Annotated in this window: 26 protein-coding genes; 13 read left to right on the top strand and 13 right to left on the bottom strand. The window is 69.1% G+C overall.

Translation table 11 applies throughout. From position 1 onward, the window contains the following. Positions 1-138 precede the first annotated feature (138 nt). Genes ABZW96_RS07485 through ABZW96_RS07475 form a run of 3 tightly spaced genes read right to left on the bottom strand, consistent with a single transcriptional unit; the run spans position 139 to position 1,471 of the window. On the bottom strand, positions 139-876 hold the full coding sequence (locus ABZW96_RS07485; RefSeq protein WP_355072323.1) for a contact-dependent growth inhibition system immunity protein: 738 nt from the start codon (positions 874-876) through the stop codon (positions 139-141). A 47-nt stretch (positions 877-923) separates the two neighbouring features. After that, on the bottom strand, positions 924-1,232 hold the full coding sequence (locus ABZW96_RS07480; RefSeq protein WP_355072321.1) for a hypothetical protein: 309 nt from the start codon (positions 1,230-1,232) through the stop codon (positions 924-926). Then, positions 1,229-1,471, bottom strand: coding sequence for a hypothetical protein (locus ABZW96_RS07475; protein ID WP_355072320.1), 243 nt, complete (start codon positions 1,469-1,471; stop codon positions 1,229-1,231). The genes ABZW96_RS07480 and ABZW96_RS07475 overlap by 4 nt, the downstream gene beginning before the upstream one ends. Before the next feature lie 111 nt (positions 1,472-1,582). Here ABZW96_RS07475 and ligD point away from each other — a divergent pair, with 111 nt between their 5' ends. Together ligD and ABZW96_RS07465 are read left to right on the top strand one after the other, a co-directional pair. Then, a complete protein-coding gene (ligD, locus tag ABZW96_RS07470) occupies positions 1,583-2,551 on the top strand; it encodes a non-homologous end-joining DNA ligase (RefSeq protein WP_355072318.1) in 969 nt (322 codons plus the stop codon). A gap of 78 nt (positions 2,552-2,629) precedes the next feature. Next, positions 2,630-3,580, top strand: a complete 951-nt coding sequence (locus ABZW96_RS07465; RefSeq protein ID WP_355072316.1) for a D-isomer specific 2-hydroxyacid dehydrogenase family protein — start codon at positions 2,630-2,632, stop codon at positions 3,578-3,580. 35 nt (positions 3,581-3,615) lie between these two features. On the opposite strand, the gene ABZW96_RS07460 is transcribed toward ABZW96_RS07465, so the two are convergent. Beyond that, a complete protein-coding gene (locus tag ABZW96_RS07460; RefSeq protein WP_355072314.1) occupies positions 3,616-4,113 on the bottom strand; it encodes a GrpB family protein in 498 nt (165 codons plus the stop codon). A gap of 82 nt (positions 4,114-4,195) precedes the next feature. Between ABZW96_RS07460 and ABZW96_RS07455 the strand changes: the two genes are divergently transcribed. The 6 genes from ABZW96_RS07455 to ABZW96_RS07430 all read left to right on the top strand — a co-directional run bounded on the left by ABZW96_RS07455 (position 4,196) and on the right by ABZW96_RS07430 (position 10,546). Continuing rightward, positions 4,196-5,182, top strand: a complete 987-nt coding sequence (locus tag ABZW96_RS07455) for an alpha/beta hydrolase (RefSeq protein WP_355072312.1) — start codon at positions 4,196-4,198, stop codon at positions 5,180-5,182. A gap of 1 nt (position 5,183) precedes the next feature. Further along, complete coding sequence (locus tag ABZW96_RS07450) at positions 5,184-6,086, top strand: SDR family NAD(P)-dependent oxidoreductase (RefSeq protein WP_355072310.1); 903 nt, start codon at positions 5,184-5,186, stop codon at positions 6,084-6,086. Positions 6,087-6,096: 10 nt separating this feature from the next. Then, the gene (locus tag ABZW96_RS07445; protein ID WP_355072954.1) at positions 6,097-7,017 is read left to right on the top strand and encodes a ferritin-like domain-containing protein; all 921 of its coding nucleotides are present in this window, start codon (positions 6,097-6,099) and stop codon (positions 7,015-7,017) included. Between the two features lie 11 nt (positions 7,018-7,028). Further along, positions 7,029-8,534, top strand: coding sequence for an NAD(P)/FAD-dependent oxidoreductase (locus ABZW96_RS07440; RefSeq protein ID WP_355072308.1), 1,506 nt, complete (start codon positions 7,029-7,031; stop codon positions 8,532-8,534). A gap of 95 nt (positions 8,535-8,629) precedes the next feature. Further along, positions 8,630-9,412 carry a MerR family transcriptional regulator gene (locus tag ABZW96_RS07435; RefSeq protein WP_355072306.1) on the top strand — a complete coding sequence of 261 codons (783 nt, stop codon included), beginning with the start codon at positions 8,630-8,632 and terminating at the stop codon, positions 9,410-9,412. A gap of 39 nt (positions 9,413-9,451) precedes the next feature. Continuing rightward, positions 9,452-10,546: a methyltransferase gene (locus ABZW96_RS07430; RefSeq protein ID WP_355072304.1), complete on the top strand. Its 1,095-nt coding sequence runs from the start codon at positions 9,452-9,454 to the stop codon at positions 10,544-10,546. Positions 10,547-10,580: 34 nt separating this feature from the next. Here ABZW96_RS07430 and ABZW96_RS07425 read toward each other — a convergent pair whose 3' ends face one another. Then, positions 10,581-10,931, bottom strand: a complete 351-nt coding sequence (locus ABZW96_RS07425; protein ID WP_355072302.1) for a hypothetical protein — start codon at positions 10,929-10,931, stop codon at positions 10,581-10,583. A 241-nt stretch (positions 10,932-11,172) separates the two neighbouring features. Between ABZW96_RS07425 and ABZW96_RS07420 the strand changes: the two genes are divergently transcribed. From ABZW96_RS07420 to ABZW96_RS07400, 5 genes are all read left to right on the top strand, one after another. Beyond that, on the top strand, positions 11,173-11,877 hold the full coding sequence (locus tag ABZW96_RS07420) for an ESX secretion-associated protein EspG (protein WP_355072300.1): 705 nt from the start codon (positions 11,173-11,175) through the stop codon (positions 11,875-11,877). A 93-nt stretch (positions 11,878-11,970) separates the two neighbouring features. After that, complete coding sequence (locus ABZW96_RS07415; protein WP_355072299.1) at positions 11,971-12,345, top strand: hypothetical protein; 375 nt, start codon at positions 11,971-11,973, stop codon at positions 12,343-12,345. Then, positions 12,342-13,592, top strand: a complete 1,251-nt coding sequence (locus tag ABZW96_RS07410; protein WP_355072297.1) for a hypothetical protein — start codon at positions 12,342-12,344, stop codon at positions 13,590-13,592. Before ABZW96_RS07415 ends, ABZW96_RS07410 begins: the two co-directional genes overlap by 4 nt. A gap of 71 nt (positions 13,593-13,663) precedes the next feature. After that, entirely contained in the window at positions 13,664-13,843 is a 180-nt protein-coding gene (locus tag ABZW96_RS07405) for a hypothetical protein (protein ID WP_355072295.1), read from the top strand. Then, positions 13,840-14,064 carry a hypothetical protein gene (locus ABZW96_RS07400; protein WP_355072293.1) on the top strand — a complete coding sequence of 75 codons (225 nt, stop codon included), beginning with the start codon at positions 13,840-13,842 and terminating at the stop codon, positions 14,062-14,064. Before ABZW96_RS07405 ends, ABZW96_RS07400 begins: the two co-directional genes overlap by 4 nt. 69 nt (positions 14,065-14,133) lie before the next feature. Here the strand turns inward: ABZW96_RS07400 and proB are convergent, their stop codons facing one another. From proB to ABZW96_RS07360, 8 genes are all read right to left on the bottom strand, one after another. Continuing rightward, positions 14,134-15,234 (bottom strand): glutamate 5-kinase, encoded by a 1,101-nt coding sequence (proB, locus tag ABZW96_RS07395; protein ID WP_355072952.1) that lies wholly within the window; start codon positions 15,232-15,234, stop codon positions 14,134-14,136. A gap of 163 nt (positions 15,235-15,397) precedes the next feature. Further along, on the bottom strand, positions 15,398-16,852 hold the full coding sequence (gene obgE / locus ABZW96_RS07390; RefSeq protein ID WP_355072291.1) for a GTPase ObgE: 1,455 nt from the start codon (positions 16,850-16,852) through the stop codon (positions 15,398-15,400). A gap of 121 nt (positions 16,853-16,973) precedes the next feature. Beyond that, positions 16,974-17,240 (bottom strand): 50S ribosomal protein L27, encoded by a 267-nt coding sequence (rpmA, locus tag ABZW96_RS07385; RefSeq protein WP_355072289.1) that lies wholly within the window; start codon positions 17,238-17,240, stop codon positions 16,974-16,976. Between the two features lie 22 nt (positions 17,241-17,262). After that, positions 17,263-17,574: a 50S ribosomal protein L21 gene (gene rplU, locus ABZW96_RS07380; RefSeq protein ID WP_039796660.1), complete on the bottom strand. Its 312-nt coding sequence runs from the start codon at positions 17,572-17,574 to the stop codon at positions 17,263-17,265. Positions 17,575-17,906: 332 nt separating this feature from the next. Then, complete coding sequence (locus tag ABZW96_RS07375; RefSeq protein ID WP_355072287.1) at positions 17,907-21,143, bottom strand: translation initiation factor IF-2 N-terminal domain-containing protein; 3,237 nt, start codon at positions 21,141-21,143, stop codon at positions 17,907-17,909. Positions 21,144-21,613: 470 nt separating this feature from the next. Beyond that, positions 21,614-22,030 carry a nucleoside-diphosphate kinase gene (gene ndk, locus ABZW96_RS07370; protein WP_355072286.1) on the bottom strand — a complete coding sequence of 139 codons (417 nt, stop codon included), beginning with the start codon at positions 22,028-22,030 and terminating at the stop codon, positions 21,614-21,616. 128 nt (positions 22,031-22,158) lie between these two features. After that, complete coding sequence (locus ABZW96_RS07365) at positions 22,159-22,575, bottom strand: DUF4233 domain-containing protein (RefSeq protein WP_355072284.1); 417 nt, start codon at positions 22,573-22,575, stop codon at positions 22,159-22,161. A gap of 106 nt (positions 22,576-22,681) precedes the next feature. Continuing rightward, on the bottom strand, positions 22,682-24,052 hold the full coding sequence (locus tag ABZW96_RS07360; RefSeq protein WP_355072950.1) for a folylpolyglutamate synthase/dihydrofolate synthase family protein: 1,371 nt from the start codon (positions 24,050-24,052) through the stop codon (positions 22,682-22,684). Positions 24,053-24,090: the final 38 nt, after the last annotated feature.

The raw sequence follows: 24,090 nt of genomic DNA, 5'->3' as shown, positions 1-24,090 counted from the left end.
CACCCAGCGAACGCGTGCGGTCTCCTGACCCACGAAGAAGCCGCACGCCGTCGAACAGGCTCCACCGGCATCCATCGGGCACGCCTGCAACGCGGTTCGTAAGCGTCGCCTCGCTGAACGTCCAACGGGTCGTAGCGGCTAGTTGTTGCCGGGCAGATCGATCAGGAAATCTGTGATGCGGTTCCAGATCTCTTCGTGCGGTGCACCGTGTTCGGTCAAATCACCCAGGTCACGGACCTCGTCGATGACGATTCGTATGCGAGTGACCGCGACCGGGTCCCGCTGCCAATGTTCCTGGCCGACTCGCAGCGTCGCGACCAGCAGGTCACCAGGAAAAAGGTCGCCTCCGGCCAGCGGATTCCATTGCAACTGGTGTAACACACGCGGCAGTAGGACATCGACGCCTTCGTTCTGCTGCAGAAGACGACGAACATCTTCGTCGGTCAGACGCCCGATCGGCTTGCGCCGCAGCTCATGCACAGTACGCATCAGACCGCTCGCATCCGCAGGCATCGTGGGCCACACGTCGTCCTCGAGCTGCTCCAACGACAGATCCTCATCAGCGTCCGCGCATACCGTCCATCTCCCGGTTTCGTACCGGAAAAAGAGAGTAGCGACGTTGTCCGGTGCATGAACGATTCGCGCGAAGGCGACATCTCCGAAGAGGCGGAGGCCCGAAACCTCGAAAGTAGGCTCACCGATCGGCTCACCAGACGGCTCGTCATAGTCGGGATCGGGCACATTGTCCAAGAACTGCTCGGCTTCCTCGGCGCACATCAACGCGGCCATCTCACGAGGGATCCCGCGCTCCACCGCCACCCAGAACTCGTTGATCAGCCCCAGGATCAGCGACTCGTCGTCACCCGGAGACCTCATCCCGGCATTCTGCCCGCACCGCCGTCCCCGTGCCCCGTCCGCCGAAGTCACAGACTCAACGTCGCCCGCAAGCGCGCGTCCAGGGATTCCGTTTCCTCCAAGGAGAGCACGCCGAGGTGTTCGGTGAGCCAGGGCCGGTAGGCGCGGTGCAGTTTCAGGGTGTCGGCCCAGCCGTGCTCGGTGTGGGTGGCCAGCACGTGGCCCGGGTCGGCGTCGCGCAGTGGAACGACTTGCAACCAGCGATAGCGCGAAGTGATCACCGCCGAATCGGACACCAGCACCACTGTCATGCGCCGCGGGAAGGGGGTGCCGTCGCTGAGGGTCGGGGCGTAGCGCCAGACCTCACCGCGTCTCATGCGGCGCCGTCGGCGTCGTCGGCGGCGGCGGCCTGGGTGATCGCCACGTCGTCGTAGGCGGCGGCCAGTTCGGCTTCCTCGTCGATGGTCAACGCGGTCAGGCTGTCGTGCACGAGCGTGGTGCGCAGCGCGGCGTTGATCACCGCCGACAGGCTGCGGTTCTGGCGATCGGCGGCCGCTCTGGCCCACTCGGCCACCTGTGGATCCAGCGTGACGGTCACGCGCGTCGCCTTGCTCATACCCGTATGCATACCAGAGCGGTGCAGCGCCGCGGACCGGTACGGGACATCCGTCGCGGCGGCGCGCGATCGTGCGCGGATTTCCTTCGGCTCGGCCACTACAGTCGACCCGTGGCCAGCAAATCCACCGGGTCGGCGATCGAGCTAGAGGTCGGCGATCACACGCTCAAAGTCTCCAACCCCGACCGCGTCTACTTCCCGGAGTCCGGCGCGACCAAGCTCGACTTGGTGCGGTACTACCTGAGCGTCGGGGACGGCATCGTCAACGCGTTGCGCGGCAGGCCCTGCATGCTGCACCGGTTCCCCAAAGGACTCGCGGGCGACAAGGTGCATCAGAAGCGGCTTCCCGCGGGCGCGCCGGACTGGATTCCGACTGTGCGGGTGTACTTTCCGCGCTATGGACGGCACGCCGACGAGTTGTGCGTCGAGAAGCTCGCCGACGTCATCTGGGCGGTGCAGATGTCGACCGTCGAGTTCCATCCGTGGAATTCCCGCGCCGCCGATACCGAGCGTCCGGACGAGTGGCGCATCGACCTCGACCCGATGCCGGACTGCCCGTGGTCGCGGGTGCAGCGGGTCGCGACGGTGGTGCAAGAGATCCTCGACGAGATCGGCGCCGTCGGATGGCCGAAGACCTCCGGCGGCAAAGGCCTGCACGTGTACGTCCGGATCGCGCCGCACTGGGGTTTCCAGGAGGTGCGCCGGGCGGCGCTGGCGTTCGCCCGCGAGGTCGAGCGCCGCGCACCCGATGACGTGACCACCACGTGGTGGCGGCGCGACCGCGACCCGAAGCTGCTGTTCGTCGACTACAACCAGAACGCGCGCGATCACACCATCGCCGCCGCCTACTCGGTGCGCGGCGTCCCCGCCGCGACGGTCTCCACCCCGGTACGCTGGGACGAGATTCCCGACATCGATCCGCGAGACTTCACCATGTCCTCCGTCCCCGCTCGCTTCGCCGAACTCGGCGATCTGCACGCGGGCATGGATGACGCGGTGTTCCACCTGGATCCTCTCCTGGAGTGGGCCGAGCGGGACAAGGTGGACGTGGAGCTCGACGACGAGCAGAGCGGGGCCTAGCGCCGCGCCCGGCGGTGCTACGGTCGCAACGTCCACCCGCTCGCGACCACGTCCTACTGCTCCGAAGGAGGTCCAACCATGAACCGGCCGGCAGTAACGATCGCGATCGCCCCCGCCGATCCTGCCCCCACCCTAGTGGAGAAGGCCGTGGTGGAGGCGGGCGCCGCCGTCTCCGATCTCGACGAGGCGCAAGGGCTGATCTGGGTCGGCGGCCCGGGCGAGTTCCCGGAGCGACTGCCCGCAGGCGTGGAATGGGTGCAGCTCCCGGCCGCCGGTATCGAGGAATGGTTCACCGCGGGCGTCATCGCCAGGCATCCCGGTGTGCGATTCACCTCAGCCGCAGGCGCTTTCGCGGCGAGTGTGGCCGAGCACGCGCTCATGCTGCTGCTCGCGGGCGTCCGCTATCTGCCCGAGCACTTGCGCGCGGCGGACTGGCGGCAGCAGGACTTCTTTCCGCACGTCGGCACGCTGCGCGGCAAGACCGTCACGATCGTCGGCGCGGGCGGCATCGGCCGTGCGCTGATCCCGATGCTGGTGCCGCTCGGCGCGCACATCATCGCGGTGAACCGCAGCGGACGGCCGGTCACCGGCGCAGGCATCCCGCCGTCGGTCGAGACGATCTCCGCCGAGCACCTCGGCCGGGTCTGGCCGCACACCGATCACGTGGTGGTCGCCGCGCCCGCCACGCCCGCCACCAGGCATCTCATCGGCGCGGACGTACTCGCGCGGCTCAAGCCGTCCTCCTGGATCGTCAACGTCGCGCGCGGCAGCCTCGTCGACACCGACGCACTGGTCGACGCGCTGCGCTCCGGCGCGATCGGCGGCGCCGGACTCGACGTCACCGACCCCGAGCCGCTCCCGGCGGGCCATCCGCTCTGGTCGCTGCCGAATGCCATTATCACCCCGCATGATTCGAATCCGCCCCAACTCCGCTTGGCGGCCTTCGCCGACCACGTCCAGGCGAACGTCGAGCGCTTCATCGAACGCCGCCCGCTGCTCGCACCGATCGATCCCGCGCTCGGGTACTGACGAAGGCACTTTGCGCGCAACAACATTCGAGTGTGTCAGCCGAACAACGCTCGACCGAGGATTTCCTCGACGACTCCGCTCTTGGCGTTGGCGTAGTGCTGCACGAACTTCCATTCGCGCTGCGTCAGTTCCCGTTTGGTCCGTTCGTAATACGCACGATCGTCCTCGTGCGTGCGCAACCAGTCGCGGAAGGCCAGGATCCGCTCGATCTCGGGCCCTCCCGATTCCGGCGAGAGCACATGCAGATTCACGTTCCACCGCGCACCGCTGTCCACCCGACGAACGAAACAGCGATGCTGGTACCAGTCCGGTTGCCGGATACGCAGCTCATACCCGGCAGCCTCGAGGGCTGATAGATAGGCGACTTCGGCGGCGGCATCCGGAACAAGCAGCAGGATGTCGATGACCGCCTTGGCCGCGAGAGGGGGAACCGGCCACGCCGGGTTGTATTCCTCGAGCATCACCCCGGCCGCGTAGGGCCGCAAGTCGCCGACCGTCGCCGCCGCTATGTCGTCGTCATCCAACGTCGCCATACGTGACGGTAACCGGCACACGCATCAGCCTTCTAGAAATGTGCCATTGACAACTGGCACATTCATCACTGATTCTTAGCGCATGACAAGGTCGACGAGGACCTCGGTCCCCGGTGTTCCCACCGCGCCCTCGGCACGCGCCACTGTGGCCGCGGCAGCTACCAGGCTCACCCTGCGTCCGCTGAACTGCGCGGTTCCGATGAATCCGCCGGGTGTCTGGTTCGCGCGTAAGCTCATCGCCACCCTGATGGCCGTCGGCGGTCCGGTTCCGGCAGGCACTTCCGTCACTCAGGTCCGGTCGGGCGCGGTGCGCGGTGAATGGGTGCGGGCGGCGGGGGTGCCGTTCGGAACGCGGGCCGTCTACTACATCCACGGCAGCGGCTACGTGATCTGCTCGGCTCGCACCCATCGCGGGCTCGCGGCCCGGCTGTCGGCCGAGACGGGACTCCCGGTCTTCCTCTCCGACTATCGTCTGGCGCCCGAACACCGGTTCCCGGCCGCGGCCGACGACGTCGAAGCGGGCTACCGCTGGCTGCTCGGCCGTGGCATCGCCCCGGAAGACCTGGTGATCGCATGCGACTCCGCGGGTGGGCATCTCGCACTCGACCTGCTGGTCGAGAACGGACGGCACCGACGGCCGCAGCCCGCGGCCGTGGCGATGTTCTCCCCGCTGCTCGACCTCACCCTGAGCCTGGCGGCCGAGCGGGAACGCGTCCGGACCGATCCGCTGATCTCGGCCGCCGCCGCGAGCAAGCTGCCCGCGGCCTACACCAGCGGCCACGCCGCCGACGCGGCGCGCCTGCGGCTGGCCATCCCGCACGGTCTCGCGCTGCCGCCGATCCTGGTGCAGGTCGGCGGCACGGAGATGCTCGGCGCCGACGCAGAGGCGCTGTGCGAAATGGTCCGGCGCGCGGGCGGCAGCTGCGAACTCGAGATCTGGCCGGGACAACTGCATGTCTTCCAGGCCCTTCCCATGGTGGTGCCCGAAGCCGACCAGGCTCTCGCCCGCGCCGCCGACTTCCTGCGCGCGGCGCTGGTCGCTACCTCCGGCACGGAAAAGGTGAGCTGAGATGTTCGGATTGGACAAGTTGGTGGGCCTGGGCCGCACCCGGCGCACGCACGGCGCGCGAGCCGTGGTCACCGGCGCGGGCAGCGGCATCGGCCGGGCGTTCGCGCTGGAGATCGCGGCCCGCGGCGGACGGGTGATCTGCGCCGACATCGATGAGACGCGCGCCGACGAGACGGTCGCCCTGATCGAACGCGATCACCCTGGCGCCGCGCACGCCTTCCGCTGCGACGTGGCGCAACGGGAAGACGTGGAGCTGCTGGCCCGCTTCGCCGAAACGATTTTCGACCGCCCGGTCAGCCTGGTGATCAACAACGCCGGCGTCGGCATCGGCGGAAAAGCCGTGGGAAACATCGGTTTCGACGACTGGCAGTGGGCCCTGGGCATCAACCTCTGGGGCGTCGTGCACGGCTGTGAAGTGTTCGCTCCGCGTCTGCGCACGGCCGGGCGCGGCGGCATCATCAACGTCGCCTCGGCCGCCGGATTCGCCGCCGCGCCCTCGATGGCCGCCTACAACGTGTCCAAGGCGGGCGTGCTGTCGTTATCGGAGACCATGGCCGCCGAGCTGAGCGGCTCCGGAGTCGCGGTCACCGTCCTGTGCCCGACGTTCGTCCGCACGAACGTCGCGCGCGACGGCCGGATCACCAAGGAATCGGCGCAGCTGGCCGACTTTCTCATGCGCTGGACGGGATTCTCCCCCGAGCGCGTCGCGCGCACCGCCCTCGACGCGCACGACCGCGGGCAGCTCTACGTACTCCCCCAGCTGGACGCGCACGTCGTCTGGCTGCTCAAGCGGTACTTCCCCGCGCAATACACCTTTGCCCTCGGGCTCCTGGAGCGGCTGCTGCCACAAGAGGACTCGACCACCACCGACCGCACGTCGGTCACCGACAAGACAGGAGTCTGACATGGCCGCCATCGCGATGGACTTCGACGACATGCTCCGCAAGATCAAGGACCGCCAGTGGGCACTGGCCGACATCGATTGGGACGCTCCGGGCGCCGAGACGATCACGCCGGAACTGCACGCCAAGCTCAAGCCGTTCATGGCCGATCTGATGTGGATCGAGAACGTCGGCGCGCGCGGCTTCGCGGCGATGGCCAAGAAGGCGCCGAACGAGACGCTGCGCGAGATCTACCGCTATTTTCACGCCGAGGAGCAGAAGCACGCCAACGCCGAGCTGGCGCTGATGCGTCGGTGGGGCATGCTCGACGGCGACGAGATCCCGCAGCCGAACGTCAACGTCAAGCTGGTGATCGATTTCCTGGACAAGTACTCCGACGACATGTCGCTGTCGTTCCTCGGCACCGTCATCCCGATGCTCGAGGTCGCGCTCGACGGCGCGCTGATCAAGTTCATCATGGACGAGATCGAGGACCCGGTCTGCCAGGAGGCGTTCAAGAAGATCAACTCCGACGAATCCCGCCATCTGGCGGTCGATTTCGCCGTGATGGACCTGCTGGGGCACGCGGAGATGCGCAAGCTGCTCATCGACCTGGTCGGCGGCTGGGCCAAGCCCTCGCTGATCATCGGCGTGCTGAGCTACGTGCCGCTGCTGAACAAGATGCGCGACAACATCGTCGCGATGGGCGTGGACGAGGAGAAGCTCTACGGCGCGCTCAAGCGGTACGCGAACGTGGGCGAGCGTAGTGAATTCGCTCGCAGGCTGCCGATGTACCAGATCGTGAAGACGCACGGCAGCTGGGTAATCGACCGTGGCCACCCCTACCACCTCGTGGCCGACGCGCTGGTGAAGATCACCGGGTTGGTGCCGAAGACGCTGCTGCGCAGCAACCCGACCTGGTCGAAGGAACTGACCTACGAGCCCGCGGCATGACAGGGAATCCGATGAGTACGCACACCCTCGACGTCGCCGTCATCGGCGGCGGATTCGCCGGAATCGGCACGGCCATCCGGCTGAAGCAACGCGGAATCCGTGATTTCGCGATTCTCGAGCGCGGCACCGCGATCGGCGGAACCTGGCGCGACAACACCTATCCCGGTGCGGCGTGCGATATTCCGTCGCGGCTGTACTCCTACAGTTTCGCGCCGAACCCGAACTGGTCGCGCACCTACTCCGGGAGCAACGAGATCCTCGGCTACATCGAGGCGATGGCCGCGGAGTTCCGGCTCGGTCCGCATATCCGGTTCGGGCACAACGTTTCCGGCATGGTGTTCGACGAGCAGGCCGGGGTGTGGGAGATATCGATCGACGGCCACGCGGACCCGATCCTCGCCCGCACCGTCGTGCTGGCGTCCGGCCCGCTGGCCAATGCCAGTCTTCCGGACATCCGCGGCATCGAGACCTACCGAGGGCACAAGATCCACAGCGCCCGTTGGGATCACGACTACGACTTCACCGGCAAACGGGTCGCGGTCGTCGGCACGGGCGCCAGCGCGGTCCAGATCATCCCGGAACTGGTCGACAAGGCCGCCTCGGTGAAGGTGTTCCAGCGCACGCCCGGCTGGGTGCTGCCACGGATCAATCGGCAGACCAACGGCTTGACCAAGGAGCTCTACCGTCGGCTGCCCGCCGCCGAGCAACTGGCGCGACGCGCCTGGTTCTACGGCCACGAGTCGGTAGCGCTGGGCGTGGTCTGGAACACGCCGCTGACCAGGGTGGTCGAGCTGGTCGGCAAGGCGCAGCTGCGCAGGCAGGTCAAGGATCCATGGCTGCGCCGCCAGCTCACTCCGGACTTCCGGGCCGGCTGCAAACGCCTGCTGATGACCGACGACTACTACCCCGCCCTGCAGCGGGACAACTGCAAGTTGATCACCTGGCCGATCGCCCGGATCTCCGAGCACGGCATCCGCACCGCGGAAGGCATCGAGCACCAAGCGGATTGCATCGTCTTCGCGACGGGATTCGACGTCTCCAAAACCGGGACGCCCGTTCCGGTGGTCGGACGCGGTGGCCGGGTTCTCGCGGACGAGTGGTCGCGCGGGGCCTACGCCTACAAGAGCGTCGCGGTTTCCGGATATCCCAACCTGTATCTCACGTTCGGCCCCAATTCCGGCCCGGGACACAACTCGGCGCTGGTCTACATGGAAGCCCAGATCGACTACCTCGTCGGCGCGATCGGCGTCATCCTGGACCGGGACCTGCGCATGCTGGACGTGCGGCGCGACCGGCAGGACCGCTACAACGCCGCCATCCAGCGCAGACTGTCGGCCACCACCTGGAACTCGGGATGCCACAGCTGGTATCTCACCGAGGACGGCTTCAACGCGACCATGTATCCGGGCTTCGCCACCCAGTACGTCCATCAATTGCGCAAGGTCGATCTGGACGACTACTTCGTGGTCGAATCGACCGCCGACCAGCGGCGACAACGAGTGGCACGGGTTTCCTGAGTGCCGGAGGTACCGGCGGCGCGGACGATAGACTCGGTCCGCAGGGAGTTCTACAGCGCGCCGCCGGTCCTTCGGCGCCGTGGGCAGCGAGGGAGGTGAGGTCGACGCCGGAGTACCGGATCGATGACCTCGCGCGCGCCGCGGGCACCACCACCCGCAACGTGCGCGCCTACCAGGAACGCGGGCTGCTGCCGCCGCCGGTCGGCAAGGACGGCCGGGCCAGCATCTACGACGACGCGCACCTCGAGCGGCTGCGCTTGATCGACGCGCTGCTCCAGCGCGGTTTCACCACCGCGCACATCGCCGACTTCATCACCAGCTGGGAGACCGGCAAGGACCTGACCGAGGTACTCGGCCTGCAACACGCCGTGACGGCGTCCTGGGCCAAGGACGAGACCTTCGAGGTGCCCCGCGAGCTGATCGGCACCATCCTCGGCGCCGACGCCGACGAGCTGGTCGACCGGCTGCGCGAGATGCGGCTGGTCCGGCTGGAGGGCGACACGGTGGTGTTCACCGAGACCCAGTTGCTCACCTCGTTCGCCGAACTGCACGAGTACGGTCTGGAACTGCGCACGCTCATCGAGATCTATGCCAAGGTGGCCGACCGGATCGATGACATCACGCACATCATGATCACCGCCGCCAAACAGCACATCATCGACGAGCACGGTCCCGGCTGGATGCCCGACACCAGCGGCGAAATCGCCGAGACCACAACGATGCTCAACAAGATGCGCGAGCTGGCGGTCGCCTCGGTGCACGCCACGCTCGCCCGCTCGCTGGACGTCACGCTGCGCCGCGAACTCGGCGACTATCTCGCCACCGCCGCCGAGCGAGAGAAACAGCGCAGCGAATCCGGGCGCGACGTACCCTCCTAGACAAGCGCAGAGTGCCGACCTTCGACGGATGGAGTCGCCGTGGCGTCCGACCGACCGAGAATTCCGCCGCTGCCGCTGGTACGGGCCGTCGAATCGGTGCGCGCCGCCCTGGCCTTCGCGTTCCGCAAGCTGGTGCCCGGGCACCTCGCGCTGATGGAGCTGATCGCCGCCGGATGGATCACGCAGGCCATCCACGCCGCCGCGGCGCTCGGCGTGGCCGACGCACTCGCGGCGGGGCCGCGGTCGGGCGCGGACCTCGCGGCGGCGGTCGGCGCCGACGAGGACGCGCTGCGGCGGTTGCTGCGCCTGCTGATCAGCCACGGCATCTTCACCCAGCGGCGCGACGGACGGTACGCGCTGACGCCGATGGCGCGAGCCCTGTGCCGCGACTCGGACGTGTCGTTGCGCGACGCGGTGCTGTTCTTCGGTTCGCCCGGGCACCGCAACCACTGGTCGCACTTGGTCGACGCCGTGCGCACCGGCGAACCGGTCGGCGTGAAGCTCGACGGGATGCCGTTCTTCGAATACATCCAGCACGACCGGGAACTCGGCGCACTGTTCGACCGCGCGATGACCAGCATCGGCACCCTGTCGATGGAGCCGCTGTTCGCGGCCTACGATTTCGGCCGCTACGCGACCCTGGTCGACGTCGGCGGCGGCGAAGGGACGATGCTCACCGAGATCCTGCGCCGCGCACCACGATCGCGTGGCATTCTGTTCGACGTGCCCGAAGTGGTGGCCGCGGCCCCCGCTCGGCTCGCCGCGCTCGGTCTCGCCGATCGCTGCGCGGTGGAGAGCGGATCCTTCTTCGACAGCGTCCCCAGGGGCGGCGACGCCTACATCCTCAAGCACATCCTGCACGACTGGGCCGAACCGGACGCCGGTCGCATCCTCCGCACCGTGCGCGCGGCCATGGAACCCGACGCCCGGTTGCTGATCGTCGAACTGGTCGTCCCTGAACACACCGCACCGCACCCGAGCAAGTACATCGACTTGGAGATGCTGGTCAACGCGGGCGGACGGGAACGCACCGAGGCCGAGTACCGCGACTTCCTCGCCAGGAACGGATTCACGCTGACCCAGCGCGTACCGACGGCTTCCCCGGACAACGTGCTCGAGGCCAGGCCGAGCTGAACCCGCTCGCCGGACGCGTTGCCGCTCGGCGGCGCTACGACGTGGCCGGGACGACGAACGCCAGCGTGGCGATCCCCACGGCGCCGTCGGCCACACAGGTGGCCCGCATCGGCTTTCCGACCGGCGTCTGCCGCGACTCGAAGCCGCTGTAGTAGCCGAACACCGGCCCGGACCGCTCCGACGGCAGGAAGAAACCGAGGCATTCGGCTTCCAGCACCGACGCTCCCTCACCGCTGTGGCACAAGGCGGCCGCGTCCGTGACGCCACGGTCGACATAGCAGCCCGCGGGCTCCGCTGCGGCGGACCCGGCTCCGACCCAGGCGAGGCCACCCGCGAGGAACAACAGAACGGTTCCCGCGCCCACTCGCCGCATCATGGTGTGCACCGCAATACCTCCTCGGCAGATCTCAGCCCTACCCGGTCGCTGCCGTGCTCTTCCACTATTTCAGCAGAATCGAAGGGGACGGTCGAGCACGACACCGCCGCGCAAATACTGTTTCTCCAGGGCGGATACCGAACCCATCCGGCGAGGCCGTGGCGTCTCCCCGCGGGAGTTCCCCCGTCCGGCGTCGAGACCGCTAGGCTACGAACAGCATTGGCTGGTTCGGTGAGGATGTGATTCGGCCGTGGAATGGACCTTCACTCCGGACGAGTTCGCCCATATCTGGCGCGAGACAGACCTGGATCGTCACCCCTACCCGCTGCGCATCCTGGAGACGCCCAGAACCGAGGACGACGCCGAGAAGTTGCGCATCGCCCTCGCCGAACGGCTGCCGCTGGGCTCCGACCCCGACCTTTCGGCCTGTCTGCGCATTCTGGCCAGGCCGCATACCAGGATCGTTGCCATCGGTGGTACACACCAGCCGGGCGGCGAACTGCGGTTGCTGGCCGCCGCCATCTACGATCGTGCCGTGCTCGCGGTGCAGGAACCCGGCGCGATTCCGGATTTCGGTGGTCGCGTGCGCATTTCGATCGGGCACAGCGCCAAACTGGGCCGGCGGATCGCGGCGCTGCTGCCGAAGACCCCCGCGGGCCGCGAACCCGCTCGCGTCGCGTCCGGGGCCGCCGTGCGCGACCGAGAGACCGTGACCGCGCGGCAGCAAGCAGCGCCGCGGATTCGCAAGTTGCTGCTGGAGCCGCATACCGCCGAGGGCCACATCAGGATCGAGTCGCGGCTCGATCGACCGACCCAGCCCCCGCCGATCCATTACACCTGGATCGATGTGCGCGACGACGGAAGATACCTGATCAAAGCGGGCGACGAGGTGCGCATCGCGCCCGCCTCCGCTGATCAGATCGCGACCCAATTGCAAAAGCGCATACCGATATAGCCCACTTTGGTGACCACTGCCGCCGACTATTGCTGACCCGGCGCTGGGCTTCCGGTTAGTCTGGGGCAGACCGACCGATCTCAGGGGTGAGCGATGACGATCGATACCAGCCGAGCCGATATCGCCCGATTCAAGGAGGCCGCGCAGGCCGGGACCGTCCAGTTCGATCCGGCGGCGGCTCGGCAGTGCGCCGAAATGTACGAACGGCAGGCCGATCGGCTGATCCACCTACAGCAGAGTCTCGAATCCGCCGCGGATCTAGGCGGTTTCGGTGGATTCGTCTCCGCCCAGCAGTTGCAGGCGGGATTCAGCCACAAAGCGCGTGACGCGGCGGCGCTGCTCGACCACTACATCGAAGCGGCCTACCGCATGAAGGAAGCGTTCTTGATCAGCGGAGGACTGTTCGAAGAGGCCGACGCCGCGAGCGCCGCCGCCCTGCGCGCGGTCCGGACGAGGTTGCCCCGATGACCGGTTCCGATCCCACCTACATCAACTCGATGGAGCATTTCGAGTCGATGCGGCACGACGAGATCTACGCGAAGGCACAGCAGATCGATCCCGCGCAGGTGCTGCACGCGTCGACCATCTGGCTCGACGCGGCCGGTACGCTCACCACGTCGTTCCCACTCACCCACGGCGGCGTCGATCGCGTGATGGACGCGGCGGACTGGAAAGGCGCCGCCGCCGACGCCGCTCAGGCTTGCGCACGCAGCTTCGCGGCGTCGGCCGACGAGCTGGCGGCGGTGCTCGGTCAAGTGGGCGCCCGCCTCGGCGGGGTCGCCGCGGCCGCCGAGGCGGTGAAACTCGCGGTGGTGCCGCCCGGCGCTTCCGGACCGGTCGGCGCGATCGCGCAGTTACTGGAGGCGGCGCACGTCATCGACGCGCAAATGGCGCAGGAGGCGCTGCGCCAAGAGGCCGTGCTCGCGATGAACATGGTCTACAAACCCGCCTATTCCACGGCGGGATCCGCGGTGCCCGCGCTGCCGGCACCACCCGCCGCCACGGCGCCGTCCGCGCCGCAGGCGGTCTCACCCGGCACGCCGCGACACTCGGCGCCCGAGCAGACATCGCCGAACAACCAATGGTCGCCTGGAACAACGCAACCCGCGCCTGCCGCACCGGAATCGCCCGCACCGTCGCATAATTCGACACCGCCCGGGCCGAAGCCGGATCCGCAACAGACGCCTTCGGCGCCGCCCACCCAGCAGGCTCCGCCGCCGCAGCAAGCGCCGTCCGCGCAGACGCCACAGCCCACGCCGACACCCGAGCCGACACAGCAAGCGCCGTCCACGCAGACGCCACAGCCCACGCCGACACCCGAGCCGACACAGCAGGCGCCGTCCACGACCGCGCCGCCGAGTCCCGCTCCGTCGCCACAGACCCCGGCGCCAACGCAACCGCCGAGTTCGTCGGCCCCTCCCCCGCCGACTACCGAACCGACGCAACCGCCGAGTTCATCCGCGCCACCTCCGCCGCCGAGCCCACCACCTCCGACCCCGGAACCGACGCAGCCGCCGAGTTCGTCCGCGCCGCCACCCGCAACCCCGGCCCCAGCCCCTGCGCTGCCGCCGAGCCCGCCGCAGGCACCGGCACCGGCTCCCGTTCCAGCCGTACCGATGCCCGACCCGAACGGCCAGCCGGGCGTCACCGGGCCGGTGGACGGCAGCCAGCAGCAGATTCCGACGACCAACCAACCTGGCGTCGTCCCGTCCTGACGGCCCGTCACCGGAGTCTCCGCAACACGAGCCACACCCCGGTACCTCGGAAACCGTCGGCAGCGCTCCTTGTGGCGGTCGGGCACCTCGACGAGGCTGCTCGCCGCACCGGCGGCACCGTGATCGAGTTCCGTCTGGCAGGGAATGCGACCCCGAACTTCCACCAAGGAGTCATCGCCTACCACGACCATCACGTCGCGGTGGTCGCGCTGCGCGATCCGCGGTGCTGGCGGTCGCCGACCCCCGGGTGATCGATTTCGATGACGCGGCGATCGAGTCCGGGCCCCTCACATTCATCGAGGCTCCTGACCTGGTCGCTGCTCTGGCCGAACAATCAGGGTTCGAACTACTCACAACGGCCGAACTCGCCCAGCCGTTCGATGCGGCAGCCTGGCCCGAACTGGACCGAGACGATGTCCGGTATTGGAGACCACAGACCGTCGGCGACGCGCTCTTCAACTATTGGGACTGAAGCGACCCGCCGTCCTGGCTCCCGGGTCAGTCGCTCGGTCGTACCGGTGACCTGTCGAACGGTGCCTGATCAGACCTTCACGAGGTCGTCGGCGTGGATGACGGGACGCTGCATCGTGTCGGGGAGTTCGGCGGTGGAGCGGCCGAGCATGCCCGCCAGTTCGGTGCTGTCGTATTCGACGACGCCCCGCGCGACAACGCGATTGTCCGGAGCCACCAGATCGACCACGTCGCCGCCGTAGAAGCGGCCACGGACGCCCACGATCCCGGCCGCGAGCAGCGACCTGCGGCGGTGCGCCACCGCTTGGACCGCGCCGTCATCGATGAGCAGCGTGCCGCGGCTGTCCGCGGCGTGCCGGACCCAGAACTTGCGGGCGGACAACCGCACCGGCCGCGCGGCGAACGCGGTGCCGACGGTGCCGGTGGACAACGCGGTAGCCGCCGACGAAGCGGCGGCGAGCAGAACCGGCACGCCCGCGTCCGCGGCCAGGCGCGCCGCCGACAACTTGGACGCCATGCCGCCGGTGCCGAGCGCGCCGCCGCTGCCCGCGATGACGCCGTCCAGGTCGGCACTGCTGCGCACCTCGGGAATCAGCGTGGCCGCACCCTTGCGCGGGTCACCGTCGTAGAGGCCCGCCACGTCCGACAGCAGCACAAGTGCGTCGGCGCCGACGAGGTGGGCGACGAGCGCGGCGAGCCGGTCGTTGTCGCCGAAGCGGATCTCCTCCGTCGCGACCGTGTCGTTCTCGTTCACCACCGCCACCGCGCCCAGCGAGCGCAGGCGATCGAGGGTGCGCTGCGCGTTGCGGTGGTGCTCACGCCGGGAAAAGTCGTCGGCGCTCAGGAGCACCTGCCCGACCGTGCGGTCGTAGCGGGCGAACGACGTGCCCCAGGCATGCGCCAGGGCCAGCTGCCCGACGCTCGCCGCGGCCTGCTTGGTGGCCAGGTCACGCGGACGGCTGGTCAAGCCCAGCGGCGCGATGCCGGCGCCGATGGCGCCCGAGGATACGACCACCACATCGGATCCGGCGCGCATCCGCGCCTCCACCGCGTCGGCCAGCCGATCCAGCCGCGCGGTATCCAGGCCGCCTTTCAAGCTGGTCAGCGCGGAAGAACCGATCTTCACCACGACCCGGCGCGCCGCCGCGATCGCCAACCGCGCCTCGCTCAGGCCCGAGGAATCCGCCTCGGCGCTGATAGACCTCACCCGCATCCCCACCGAACTCCCTGCACCACAATCGAATCCACGGTAGTCGGGACCCAGCCGCGAACGATCGAGTCCGCCGGACACGGCGCCCACCGAGGGCGCACGGCGACTCGACCGTGGTCCACGTCTACTCCTCGTCTTCCTGTACCAGACCGCGTCGCACCCGGGACGCGTGCTTGCGCTCGGCCGCGCTGACCCGGTCGGTCTGTTCCAGCCGGATATCGGTGCCGCGCCCGGTGGGCACCATGTCGATGCCAGCCGAGATCTGCGGCTCCCAGTCGAACGTCACGTCGCCGATGGTCACCGGCGCTCCCGGCTCCGCGCCCAGCCGCACCAGTTCGTCTTCCACGCCCAGGCGCGCCAGACGGTCGGCCAGGTAGCCGACGGCCTCGTCGTTGTCGAATTGGGTCTGCCGCACCCAGCGCTCCGGCCGGGTACCGCGCACGATGAAGCCGCCCGGCTCCTCCGGGTCGGCGAGCACGCTGAATCCGGTCTCGTCGACCGCGATCGGGCGGATGACCGGGCGCTTCGGCGCTGCCTGCGGATGCTCCTCGCGGTACCGGCGCACCAGATCCGCGAGGGCGAAGGTCAACGGACGCAGGCCCACGTGGCTCACGGCGGAGATCTCGAACACCGGCCAGCCGCGTTCGGTGAACTCCGCGGTCACCATCTCGGCCAGTTCGGCCGCGTCGGGTACATCGATCTTGTTCAAGATCACCACGCGTGGGCGGTCGGCCAGATCGCCGAGCCCGGCGTCCGCGCTCAGCGCCGGCTGGTAGGCGGCGAGTTCGGCTTCGAGCGCGTCGACATCGGACACGGGGTCGCGGCCCGGCTCCAGCGTGGCGCAGTCCACCACATGGGCGAGCACCGCGCAGCGCTCCAGGTGCCGCAGGAAGTCCAGCCCGAGTCCGCGGCCCTCGCTCGCGCCCGGGATCAGTCCGGGCACATCGGCGATCGTGAAGGTGGTCTCACCGCTGGCGACGACGCCGAGATTGGGTACCAGCGTGGTGAACGGATAGTCGGCGATCTTCGGCTTGGCCGCCGAGAGCACCGAGACCAGCGAGGACTTGCCCGCCGAAGGGAAGCCGACGAGCCCGACGTCGGCGACCGACTTCAGTTCGAGCACCAAGTCGAGTTCTTCGCCGTCCTCGCCGAGCAGCGCGAAACCCGGCGCTTTGCGGGCCTTCGACGCCAGCGAGGCGTTGCCGAGTCCGCCGCGGCCGCCGCGGGCGACGATGAAGCGGTTGCCGGTACCGACCAGGTCGACGAGCACTTTGCCGTCGTCGTCGAGCACCACGGTGCCGTCGGGCACCTTCAGCACCAGGTCGACGCCCTGCTTGCCGTCGCGGTTGCCGCCTTCGCCCGGCTTGCCGTTGCCCGCCTTCGCGTGCGGGTGGAAGTGGAAGTCCAGCAAGGTGTGCACGTTGGAGTCGACCTCGAGGATGACGTCTCCGCCGTTGCCGCCGTTACCGCCGTCCGGCCCTCCGAGCGGCTTGAACTTCTCGCGATGCACCGAGGCGCATCCGTGGCCGCCTTTACCCGCACGCACATGCAGTACGACACGGTCGATGAACTTGGACATACGCCGAATCATCCTCCTTCGGGACTGGTCGTACTGAGGGCTGCTCGTTCGCGAACACGAAAAACGGGCCAGGGTTCCGAGACCCTGACCCGCTCGCTGTTATCCGGAAGTGGTTCGGCGGTCAGGCCTGAACCGGCTCCGGGGTCACGATGTTGACGGTCTTGCGTCCACGCTTGGTGCCGAACTCCACCGCGCCCGCCGCCAGGGCGAACAGGGTGTCGTCACCGCCACGGCCGACGTTCACGCCGGGGTGGAAGTGGGTGCCGCGCTGACGCACCAGGATCTCGCCCGCCTTGACCGACTGGCCGCCGAAGCGCTTGACGCCGAGTCGCTGGGCGTTGGAATCGCGTCCGTTCCGGGAGCTGGACGCACCCTTCTTGTGTGCCATAGCTGGTTCTCCTCGGGATGTCTTACTTGATGCCGGTGACCTTCAGGACCGTCAGCGGCTGACGGTGTCCCTGGCGCTTGTGGTAGCCGGTCTTGTTCTTGAACTTGTGGATCCGGATCTTCGGGCCCTTGGTCTGCTCGACCACCTCGGCGGCCACGGAAACCTTGGCCAGCTTGTCGGCGTCGGTGGTCAGCTCGGCGCCATCGACGACGAGAACCGGATCCAGCGCCACGGCGGTACCCGGCGCACCCTCGATCTTCTCGACCTTCACCAGGTCACCGACCGCGACCTTGTACTGCTTTCCGCCGGTCTTGACGATCGCGTACGTTGCCATCGGTCGGCTGCCCTTCTTCCTATAGTGCTCGGCACTCGTTCACGCGGCGACACCTCCGGTCTGAATCCACCGGAAACCGCCACACGACTGGTCTGGTAATCGCCACCGCCTCGGCACCTGGTGGCTCTCGGTATCGAACTGTCGAGAACCGGGCCACGAAGACAAAACATGTTGTCACCGGGCAGCGACTGTCCAAGATTACAGGACGGCTACCGCGACGACCAAACCGGCGTTCACCCGCGCACCGCGGCCCTGCCACGCGTTCGCTGCGGGAACGCCTGTGGCCCCCGACCGGAAGGACCGGCGGGGGCCACAGTGGTGTCGGCGAGAACTCAGTTCGCGGCGTCCGGCGCGCCTGCCGGGCGGCCGACCGACCGCCTGCGCGGCCGGTTGCGCTGCGGCACCTCGACCGGCTCGGGCTGGGAGTAGTCGACCGCGGGCGCGGGCGCCTGGTCTCCGGTGGGCAGCACGAACACCGCTCCGGAGCTGTCCGCGGCGGGCGCGGCGGCCGAACGGGCAACCCGCCGGCGACGAGCCGGACGGCTCGGGCCCGGCTCGGCGACCCCGTTGGCGGCGGCACCGTTCTCGGTCGTCGCGACGGGCTCGGCAGCCGCGACGGTGTCGGCGACCGGCTGCGGCGCGGCATCCGAGACGGACGCACCGACGGGCTCGGAGACGGGCTCTTCCGCCGGTGCCGACTCGACCTTTTCGACTTGCTCGACGACCTCGACCACTTCGGCGGGCTCGGTCTCCGGCTCCTCGGCGGGCACCGCGACCGCGGCCTCGACGGTCTCCGTGACGACGCGCTCTTCGGCGGCCTCGTCCGCGACGGCGGCCTCGGCCGTGTCCGCGACCTGCGGCTCGGCGAACGTGTCCGCGGTCGCTTCCGGCGCCTCCTCGGACTGGTGCGCGGCCATCGCCAGCGCCACCGGATGCGCCCGTTTGACGGCCGCGTCGTCCTCGGTGGGTTCGGCCGCGGGACCGGACCCGTTGGCAGGCTGGGGAGCCGCCGCGGCAGCCTTGTCCCGGCCTCGACGCCTGCGCGAACCGCTCTCGCGGGTGCGCGCGGCCGGCTCTTCACCGGAGCCGGGCTCCACCGGGTAGCTGTGCACGAGGATGCCGCGTCCGTGGCAGTGCTCGCAGGTGGTGGAGAACGCCTCGACCAGGCCGGTGCCCAGCTTCTTGCGGGTCATCTGGACCAGGCCCAGCGAGGTGACCTCGGAGACCTGGTGGCGGGTGCGGTCCCGGCCCAGCGCCTCGGTCAGGCGGCGCAGCACCAGATCGCGGTTGGACTCCAGCACCATGTCGATGAAGTCGACGACGATCATGCCGCCGATGTCGCGCAGCCGCATCTGGCGCACGATCTCCTCGGCCGCCTCCAGGTTGTTCCTGGTGACCGTCTCCTCCAGGTTGCTGCCGCCCGCGCCGGTGAACTTGCCGGTGTTCACGTCGATCACCGTCATGGCCTCGGTGCGGTCGATCACCAGGGTGCCGCCCGACGGCAGCCACACCTTGCGATCGAGCGCCTTGGACAGCTGTTCGTCGATCCGGTAGGTCTCGAACACGTCGACGCCGTTGTTCTCGTGCCGGGAGACCCTGGTGAGCAGGTCCGGCGCGACGGTGCCGATGTACTTCTCCACTGTGCTCCAGGCCCGGTCACCCTCGATGACCAGCTTGGAGAAGTCCTCGTTGAACAGGTCGCGGATGACCTTGACCAACAAGTCGGGCTCTTCGTAGAGCGTCTTGGGCGCGTTGCCGTCCTTGCCGGTCTGCTCCTGGATGGTGCGCCAGGTCGCCTGCAGCCGCTCCACGTCGCGGGCCAGTTCGGTCTCGCTGACGCCTTCGGAGGCGGTGCGGATGATGACACCGGCGTCGGCGGGCACGATGTCGCGCAGGATCTCCTTGAGGCGCTTGCGCTCGGTGTCCGGCAGCTTGCGGCTGATCCCGGTGGAGGTGCCGCCGGGCACGTACACCAGGAAGCGCCCGGCCAGGCTGATCTGCGTGGTCAGCCGGGCGCCCTTGTGGCCGACCGGGTCCTTGCTCACTTGGACCAGCACCTGGTCGCCCGGCTTGAGCGCCTGCTCGATCTTGCGCTCCTTGCCGCCGAGCCCGGCGGCCTCCCAGTTGACCTCACCGGCGTACAGCACGCCGTTACGGCCGCGGCCGATGTCGACGAAAGCGGCCTCCATGCTGGGCAGCACGTTCTGCACCTTGCCCAGGTAGACGTTGCCCACCATGGACGCGGAACCTGTGCTCGTCACGAAGTGCTCGACCAGGACGTTGTCCTCGAGCACGGCCACCTGCGTCGCGGTGGGGTGATCCGGGAACGACTTCTCGCGCACGACCATCACGCGGTCCACCGCTTCGCGCCGGGCCAGGAACTCCGACTCGGTCAGGATCGGCGGGCGGCGACGGCCCGCCTCGCGCCCGTCGCGACGGCGCTGCCGCTTGGCTTCCAGCCGGGTGGAGCCGGTGATGCCCTGGACCTCGTCGACCGCGACGCGGCCGCGGCTCTTGTTGCGCGGCTCGCGCTCGTGCACGACCGTGTTCGGCGGATCGTCGTCAGCGGGTTCGTTCTCGCCCGAGTCACCGGCCACCTTGCGCCGACGGCGGCGACGGCGACGGCGGCTCGAGCCTTCCGGCACGCCGTCCTCGTCCTCACCTTCGCCCTCGGCGGTCTCGGCGGATTCCGCCGCGTCGGTGGCTTCGGCGGACTCGGCGGCTGCGGGAGCCGACTCGTCGTCGGTCTCGGTGTCCTCGCCCTCGCCGTCGCCATCGGACTGCTGCTCGCCCCGGCCGCGACCGCGCCCCCGGCGGCCACGGCGACGGCGCCGCGGCTGGTCGGCGTCGCCGTGCTGATCGGACGACTCGCGCTCGTCCTCGGTGACCTCGGTCTCGTCCTCGACGGGCTCGGGTGCCTGCTCGTCGGCGCGGCGGCCCGCACGCTCGGCGCGGCGCTGTTTGCGCGCCTCCTCGGCGGCCGCGGCGTCCGGCGACAGGAACAGCGGCGCCTGCACGACGGCGGCGGCCTCGAACACCGCGGGAGCCACCGGCTCCGGTTCCGGCCGCACCGAGTGCGTGAACAGGTGCGTGTGGTTGGCCGGCGCGCTGAGCGGCGGCTGCGCGGTGGACACCGTGTCCGGCGCGGAGAAGATGACGCCCGCACCGGAGAACGGAACGTCACCGGCGGGTGCCGGTGGTTCCGTGGCAGGCGCGGGTCGTTCGGCCGCGGGCGTCGGCTGTTCCGGCGCCGGTTGCTCGGCCACGGGCGCCCGAGTGGGCGCGCCTTCCTCCGGCTGCGCCGGTACGGAGGCGTCTCCCGGCCCGGCGGCGGGCTGCTCGGCCGCGGCGTCCGCCTCGACCGTCACCAAGGCGTCGCGCACGGACTCCGCGACGGCTCGGTCGACGTTCGACTGGGCGCTGCGCGCGTCCGCCCCCATCTCGGTGAGCTTGGCCAGGATGCGCTTGCTCGTCACCCCCAGCAGCTTGGCGAGTGCGTGAACTCGGATTCGCTCCGGCAATTGTTCGGCATCCTGTGATGTTGTTTCCAGCGGCTCTTGATCGGCCACGAAGTCTCCTCGGGCCCCCGGGCGCGTCCCTCCCGGCGGGAGTGACGCGGCCGACGCGGGGGCGCTGTCCGTTCGACTCGCACCCGGTGGGCGCGAGATCAAGTGGTCTCGCCCCGCGTGCCCGGTTATCTCCTCGGTTGTGCGTCGGTCGGGCTAACTGGTCACGCGGCGCCTGGCTGTATGGCTGAACTCCGCGGCGCGAGCGCTCATCCAGCGTGCCTACACGAACAGCGGACCCGGTGACCAGGCCGTTTGTCCATGGCAGCGATGATCGGCATCGAACCGTGGTGTCATCCGGCTGCCCTCGTCACGTTTCGTTCGCGCACCTGCACGAACAGTCGGCGTCGAAAGCAGCCGATGCCAGTATCCCATACCGCGCGCCGGGCGTTCGCCATCGGCGCTCGACTCGGTCCCGCCCGCGGCGCGAACGCGGGTCTCGCGGCGGCGCGGGCACGACGATCGAGACTCGGTCAGGCGGGCAGTTCGGGGAACCAGAGGGCGATCTCCCGCTTGGCCGATTCGGGTGAATCGGAGCCGTGGACCAGGTTCTCCTGGGTCTCCAGAGCGAAGTCTCCGCGAATGCTGCCGGGCACGGCCTTTTCGACCGGGTCGGTGCCGCCCGCGATCTGGCGGAACGCGGCGATGGCGCGCGGGCCCTCCAAGATGGCCGCGACGACCGGGCCCGAGGTGATGAACTCGATCAGGGACCCGAAGAACGGCTTCTCGGCGTGCTCGGCGTAGTGGCCCTTGGCCAGTTCCTCCGACACGTGCTTCAGCTCCAGGGCGACGATCTTCAGGCCCTTGCGCTCGATCCGTGCCAGCACCTCGCCGACAAGGCCACGGGCCACACCGTCCGGCTTGATGAGTACCAACGTCTGCTCAGTCACGGCGCACAGCCTATCCGGCATACTTCCGGGCACCGCACCAGCGGTCGGCTGATCGGCTTCCCGGGCGCTCGGCAGGGAGACCTCCGCTGGAAAAAGTGCGACCGGCAGCGTCCTTGGCGGCCCTGCGGCTACGACCGCTGGATGCGCTGGCTCGGCAGCAGCCCTTTCTCCATCCGGCCGCGCACGTCGGCGCGCAGCACCAGGATGAAGCCCCAGACCACGGCGAACACCACACCGATGACGCCGATGGACACATGGATGAACGCGCCGAGCAGCACCAGGACCTGCAACCCGAGGTTGAACGGCAGCGCCCAGGACCGCCGCTGCAACCCGGCCCCGAGGAACATCACCACCGCGAGCACCACGAGATAGGTGCCGGACAACCAGGTCACGCCGCCGCCGACGTCGGCGACCACCGGCAACGCGAGCAACACCACGATCGCCTCGAGCACCAGCGTGCCCGCCATCACCCCACGGAAGCCCTTCCACGGGTCGGTCGCGGGCGCGGGCACCGACTGCTCGTCTCGTTCGGCCGGTTCGCTCATGCTGTGCCCTCCTCGGCATCCGCCGGGCTCGTGCGGTGACCGGCGCTCATGCGGTGGTTCCCGGTCCCACGATGGTCGAGTGGGCCGCGGTGCACGCACCTGGCGCTCACGCCGGGTCCTTTCCGAACAGCGCGCGAGCCGCGCCCGCCGTGACGACCGATCCCGTGATGATCACTCCCGCGCCGGACACCATCTCGCCCGCGTCGCCCACTTCCTCGGCGATCGCGATCGCGGTCTCCAGCGCGTCGGGCAGGGTGGCGGCGGATACCACGCGCTCGTCGCCGAACCGCTGGACCGCGAGGTCGGCGAGGGTCTCCACGTCCAGCGCGCGGGGCGACCCGTTGCTGGTGACGACGATCTCGTCGAACACCGGCTCCAGCGCGGTGAGGATGCCGTCGGCGTCCTTGTCACCGAGCACCGCGACCACGCCGACCAACTTGCGGAAGTCGAATTCGTCGGTCAGCGCCGCGGCCAGCGCCCGCGCGCCCGCCGGATTGTGCGCGGCGTCGATGAAGATGGTGGGCGCGCTGCGCATCCGCTCCATCCGCCCGGGACTGGTGACGCTCGCGAAGCCCGCGCGCACGGCGTCGATGTCGAGCCTGCGCTGCGCGCCCGCACCGAAGAAAGCCTCCACCGCCGCGAGCGCGAGCACCGCGTTGCGCGCTTGATGCTCGCCGTGCAACGGCAGGAAGATCTCGTCGTACACCCCGCCCAGGCCCTGCAACTCGAGTTGCTGCCCGCCCACCGCGATCTGCCGGGCGAGCACGCGGAACTCCGAGCCCTCGCGCGCGACCGCGGCGTCCACCTCGACGGCACGGCGCAACAGCACCTCCATCGCCTCGGGTTCCTGCTGCGCGATCACCGCGACGTTGTCGCGCGGCACCAGGCTCTCCGGGGCGCGCTTGATGATCCCGGCCTTCTCCCCCGCGATCGAGGCCAGGTCCGGACCCAGATAATCGGTGTGGTCCAGGCCGATCGGCGTGATCACCGCCACCTGCCCGTCGATGACGTTGGTGGCGTCCCAGGTGCCGCCCATTCCCGTCTCGACGACCGCGACATCGACCGGCGCCTCGGCGAAGGCGGCGTAGGCCATGCCGGTGAGCACCTCGAACTTGCTCATCGCGGGCCCGCCCGCGGCCGCCGACTGCTTGTCGATCATCTCGACGAACGGCAGCAGTTCGCGATAGATCTCCACATACCTCGCCGGGGTGATCGGCGCGTTGTCGATGCTGATCCGCTCGGTGGCCAGCTGCAGATGCGGACTGGTGATCCGGCCGGTGCGCCGATGCAGTGCGGTGAGCAGCGCGTCGATCATCCTGGTCACCGAGGTCTTGCCGTTGGTGCCCGCGATGTGGATCGCCGGATAGTTCTGCTGCGGCGAGCCGAGCAGATCCATCAGCGTGGCGATCCTGGTGAGCGACGGTTCGATCTTGGTCTCCGGCCAGCGCTGGTCGAGTTCCGCCTCGACCAGCGCCATCTCGGCCAGTTCCACCGGCGACGGACCGGAGCCGAGCC

The organism is Nocardia sp. NPDC004168, assembly GCF_040610355.1.
Taxonomy (GTDB): domain Bacteria; phylum Actinomycetota; class Actinomycetes; order Mycobacteriales; family Mycobacteriaceae; genus Nocardia; species Nocardia sichangensis.
The sequence above is the reverse complement of the archived record's forward strand: the minus strand, read 5'-3'. Positions and strand labels throughout refer to the sequence as shown.

What these genes read in the sequence shown, in the direction of transcription:
- ABZW96_RS07460 (WP_355072314.1), bottom strand. Translation starts at nt 4,113, where the DNA reads ATGGCGACGTTGGATGACGACGACATAGCGGCGGCGACGGTCGGCGAC.
- ABZW96_RS07360 (WP_355072950.1), bottom strand. Translation starts at nt 24,052, where the DNA reads ATGGCGCTGGTCGAGGCGGAACTCGACCAGCGCTGGCCGGAGACCAAG.
- obgE (WP_355072291.1), bottom strand. Translation starts at nt 16,852, where the DNA reads ATGTCCAAGTTCATCGACCGTGTCGTACTGCATGTGCGTGCGGGTAAA.
- rplU (WP_039796660.1), bottom strand. Translation starts at nt 17,574, where the DNA reads ATGGCAACGTACGCGATCGTCAAGACCGGCGGAAAGCAGTACAAGGTC.
- ABZW96_RS07410 (WP_355072297.1), top strand. Translation starts at nt 12,342, where the DNA reads ATGACCGGTTCCGATCCCACCTACATCAACTCGATGGAGCATTTCGAG.
- ABZW96_RS07485 (WP_355072323.1), bottom strand. Translation starts at nt 876, where the DNA reads ATGAGGTCTCCGGGTGACGACGAGTCGCTGATCCTGGGGCTGATCAAC.
- ABZW96_RS07455 (WP_355072312.1), top strand. Translation starts at nt 4,196, where the DNA reads ATGACAAGGTCGACGAGGACCTCGGTCCCCGGTGTTCCCACCGCGCCC.
- ABZW96_RS07365 (WP_355072284.1), bottom strand. Translation starts at nt 22,575, where the DNA reads ATGAGCGAACCGGCCGAACGAGACGAGCAGTCGGTGCCCGCGCCCGCG.
- rpmA (WP_355072289.1), bottom strand. Translation starts at nt 17,240, where the DNA reads ATGGCACACAAGAAGGGTGCGTCCAGCTCCCGGAACGGACGCGATTCC.
- ABZW96_RS07450 (WP_355072310.1), top strand. Translation starts at nt 5,184, where the DNA reads ATGTTCGGATTGGACAAGTTGGTGGGCCTGGGCCGCACCCGGCGCACG.
- ABZW96_RS07440 (WP_355072308.1), top strand. Translation starts at nt 7,029, where the DNA reads ATGAGTACGCACACCCTCGACGTCGCCGTCATCGGCGGCGGATTCGCC.
- ABZW96_RS07475 (WP_355072320.1), bottom strand. Translation starts at nt 1,471, where the DNA reads ATGAGCAAGGCGACGCGCGTGACCGTCACGCTGGATCCACAGGTGGCC.
- ABZW96_RS07415 (WP_355072299.1), top strand. Translation starts at nt 11,971, where the DNA reads ATGACGATCGATACCAGCCGAGCCGATATCGCCCGATTCAAGGAGGCC.
- ABZW96_RS07465 (WP_355072316.1), top strand. Translation starts at nt 2,630, where the DNA reads ATGAACCGGCCGGCAGTAACGATCGCGATCGCCCCCGCCGATCCTGCC.
- ABZW96_RS07480 (WP_355072321.1), bottom strand. Translation starts at nt 1,232, where the DNA reads ATGAGACGCGGTGAGGTCTGGCGCTACGCCCCGACCCTCAGCGACGGC.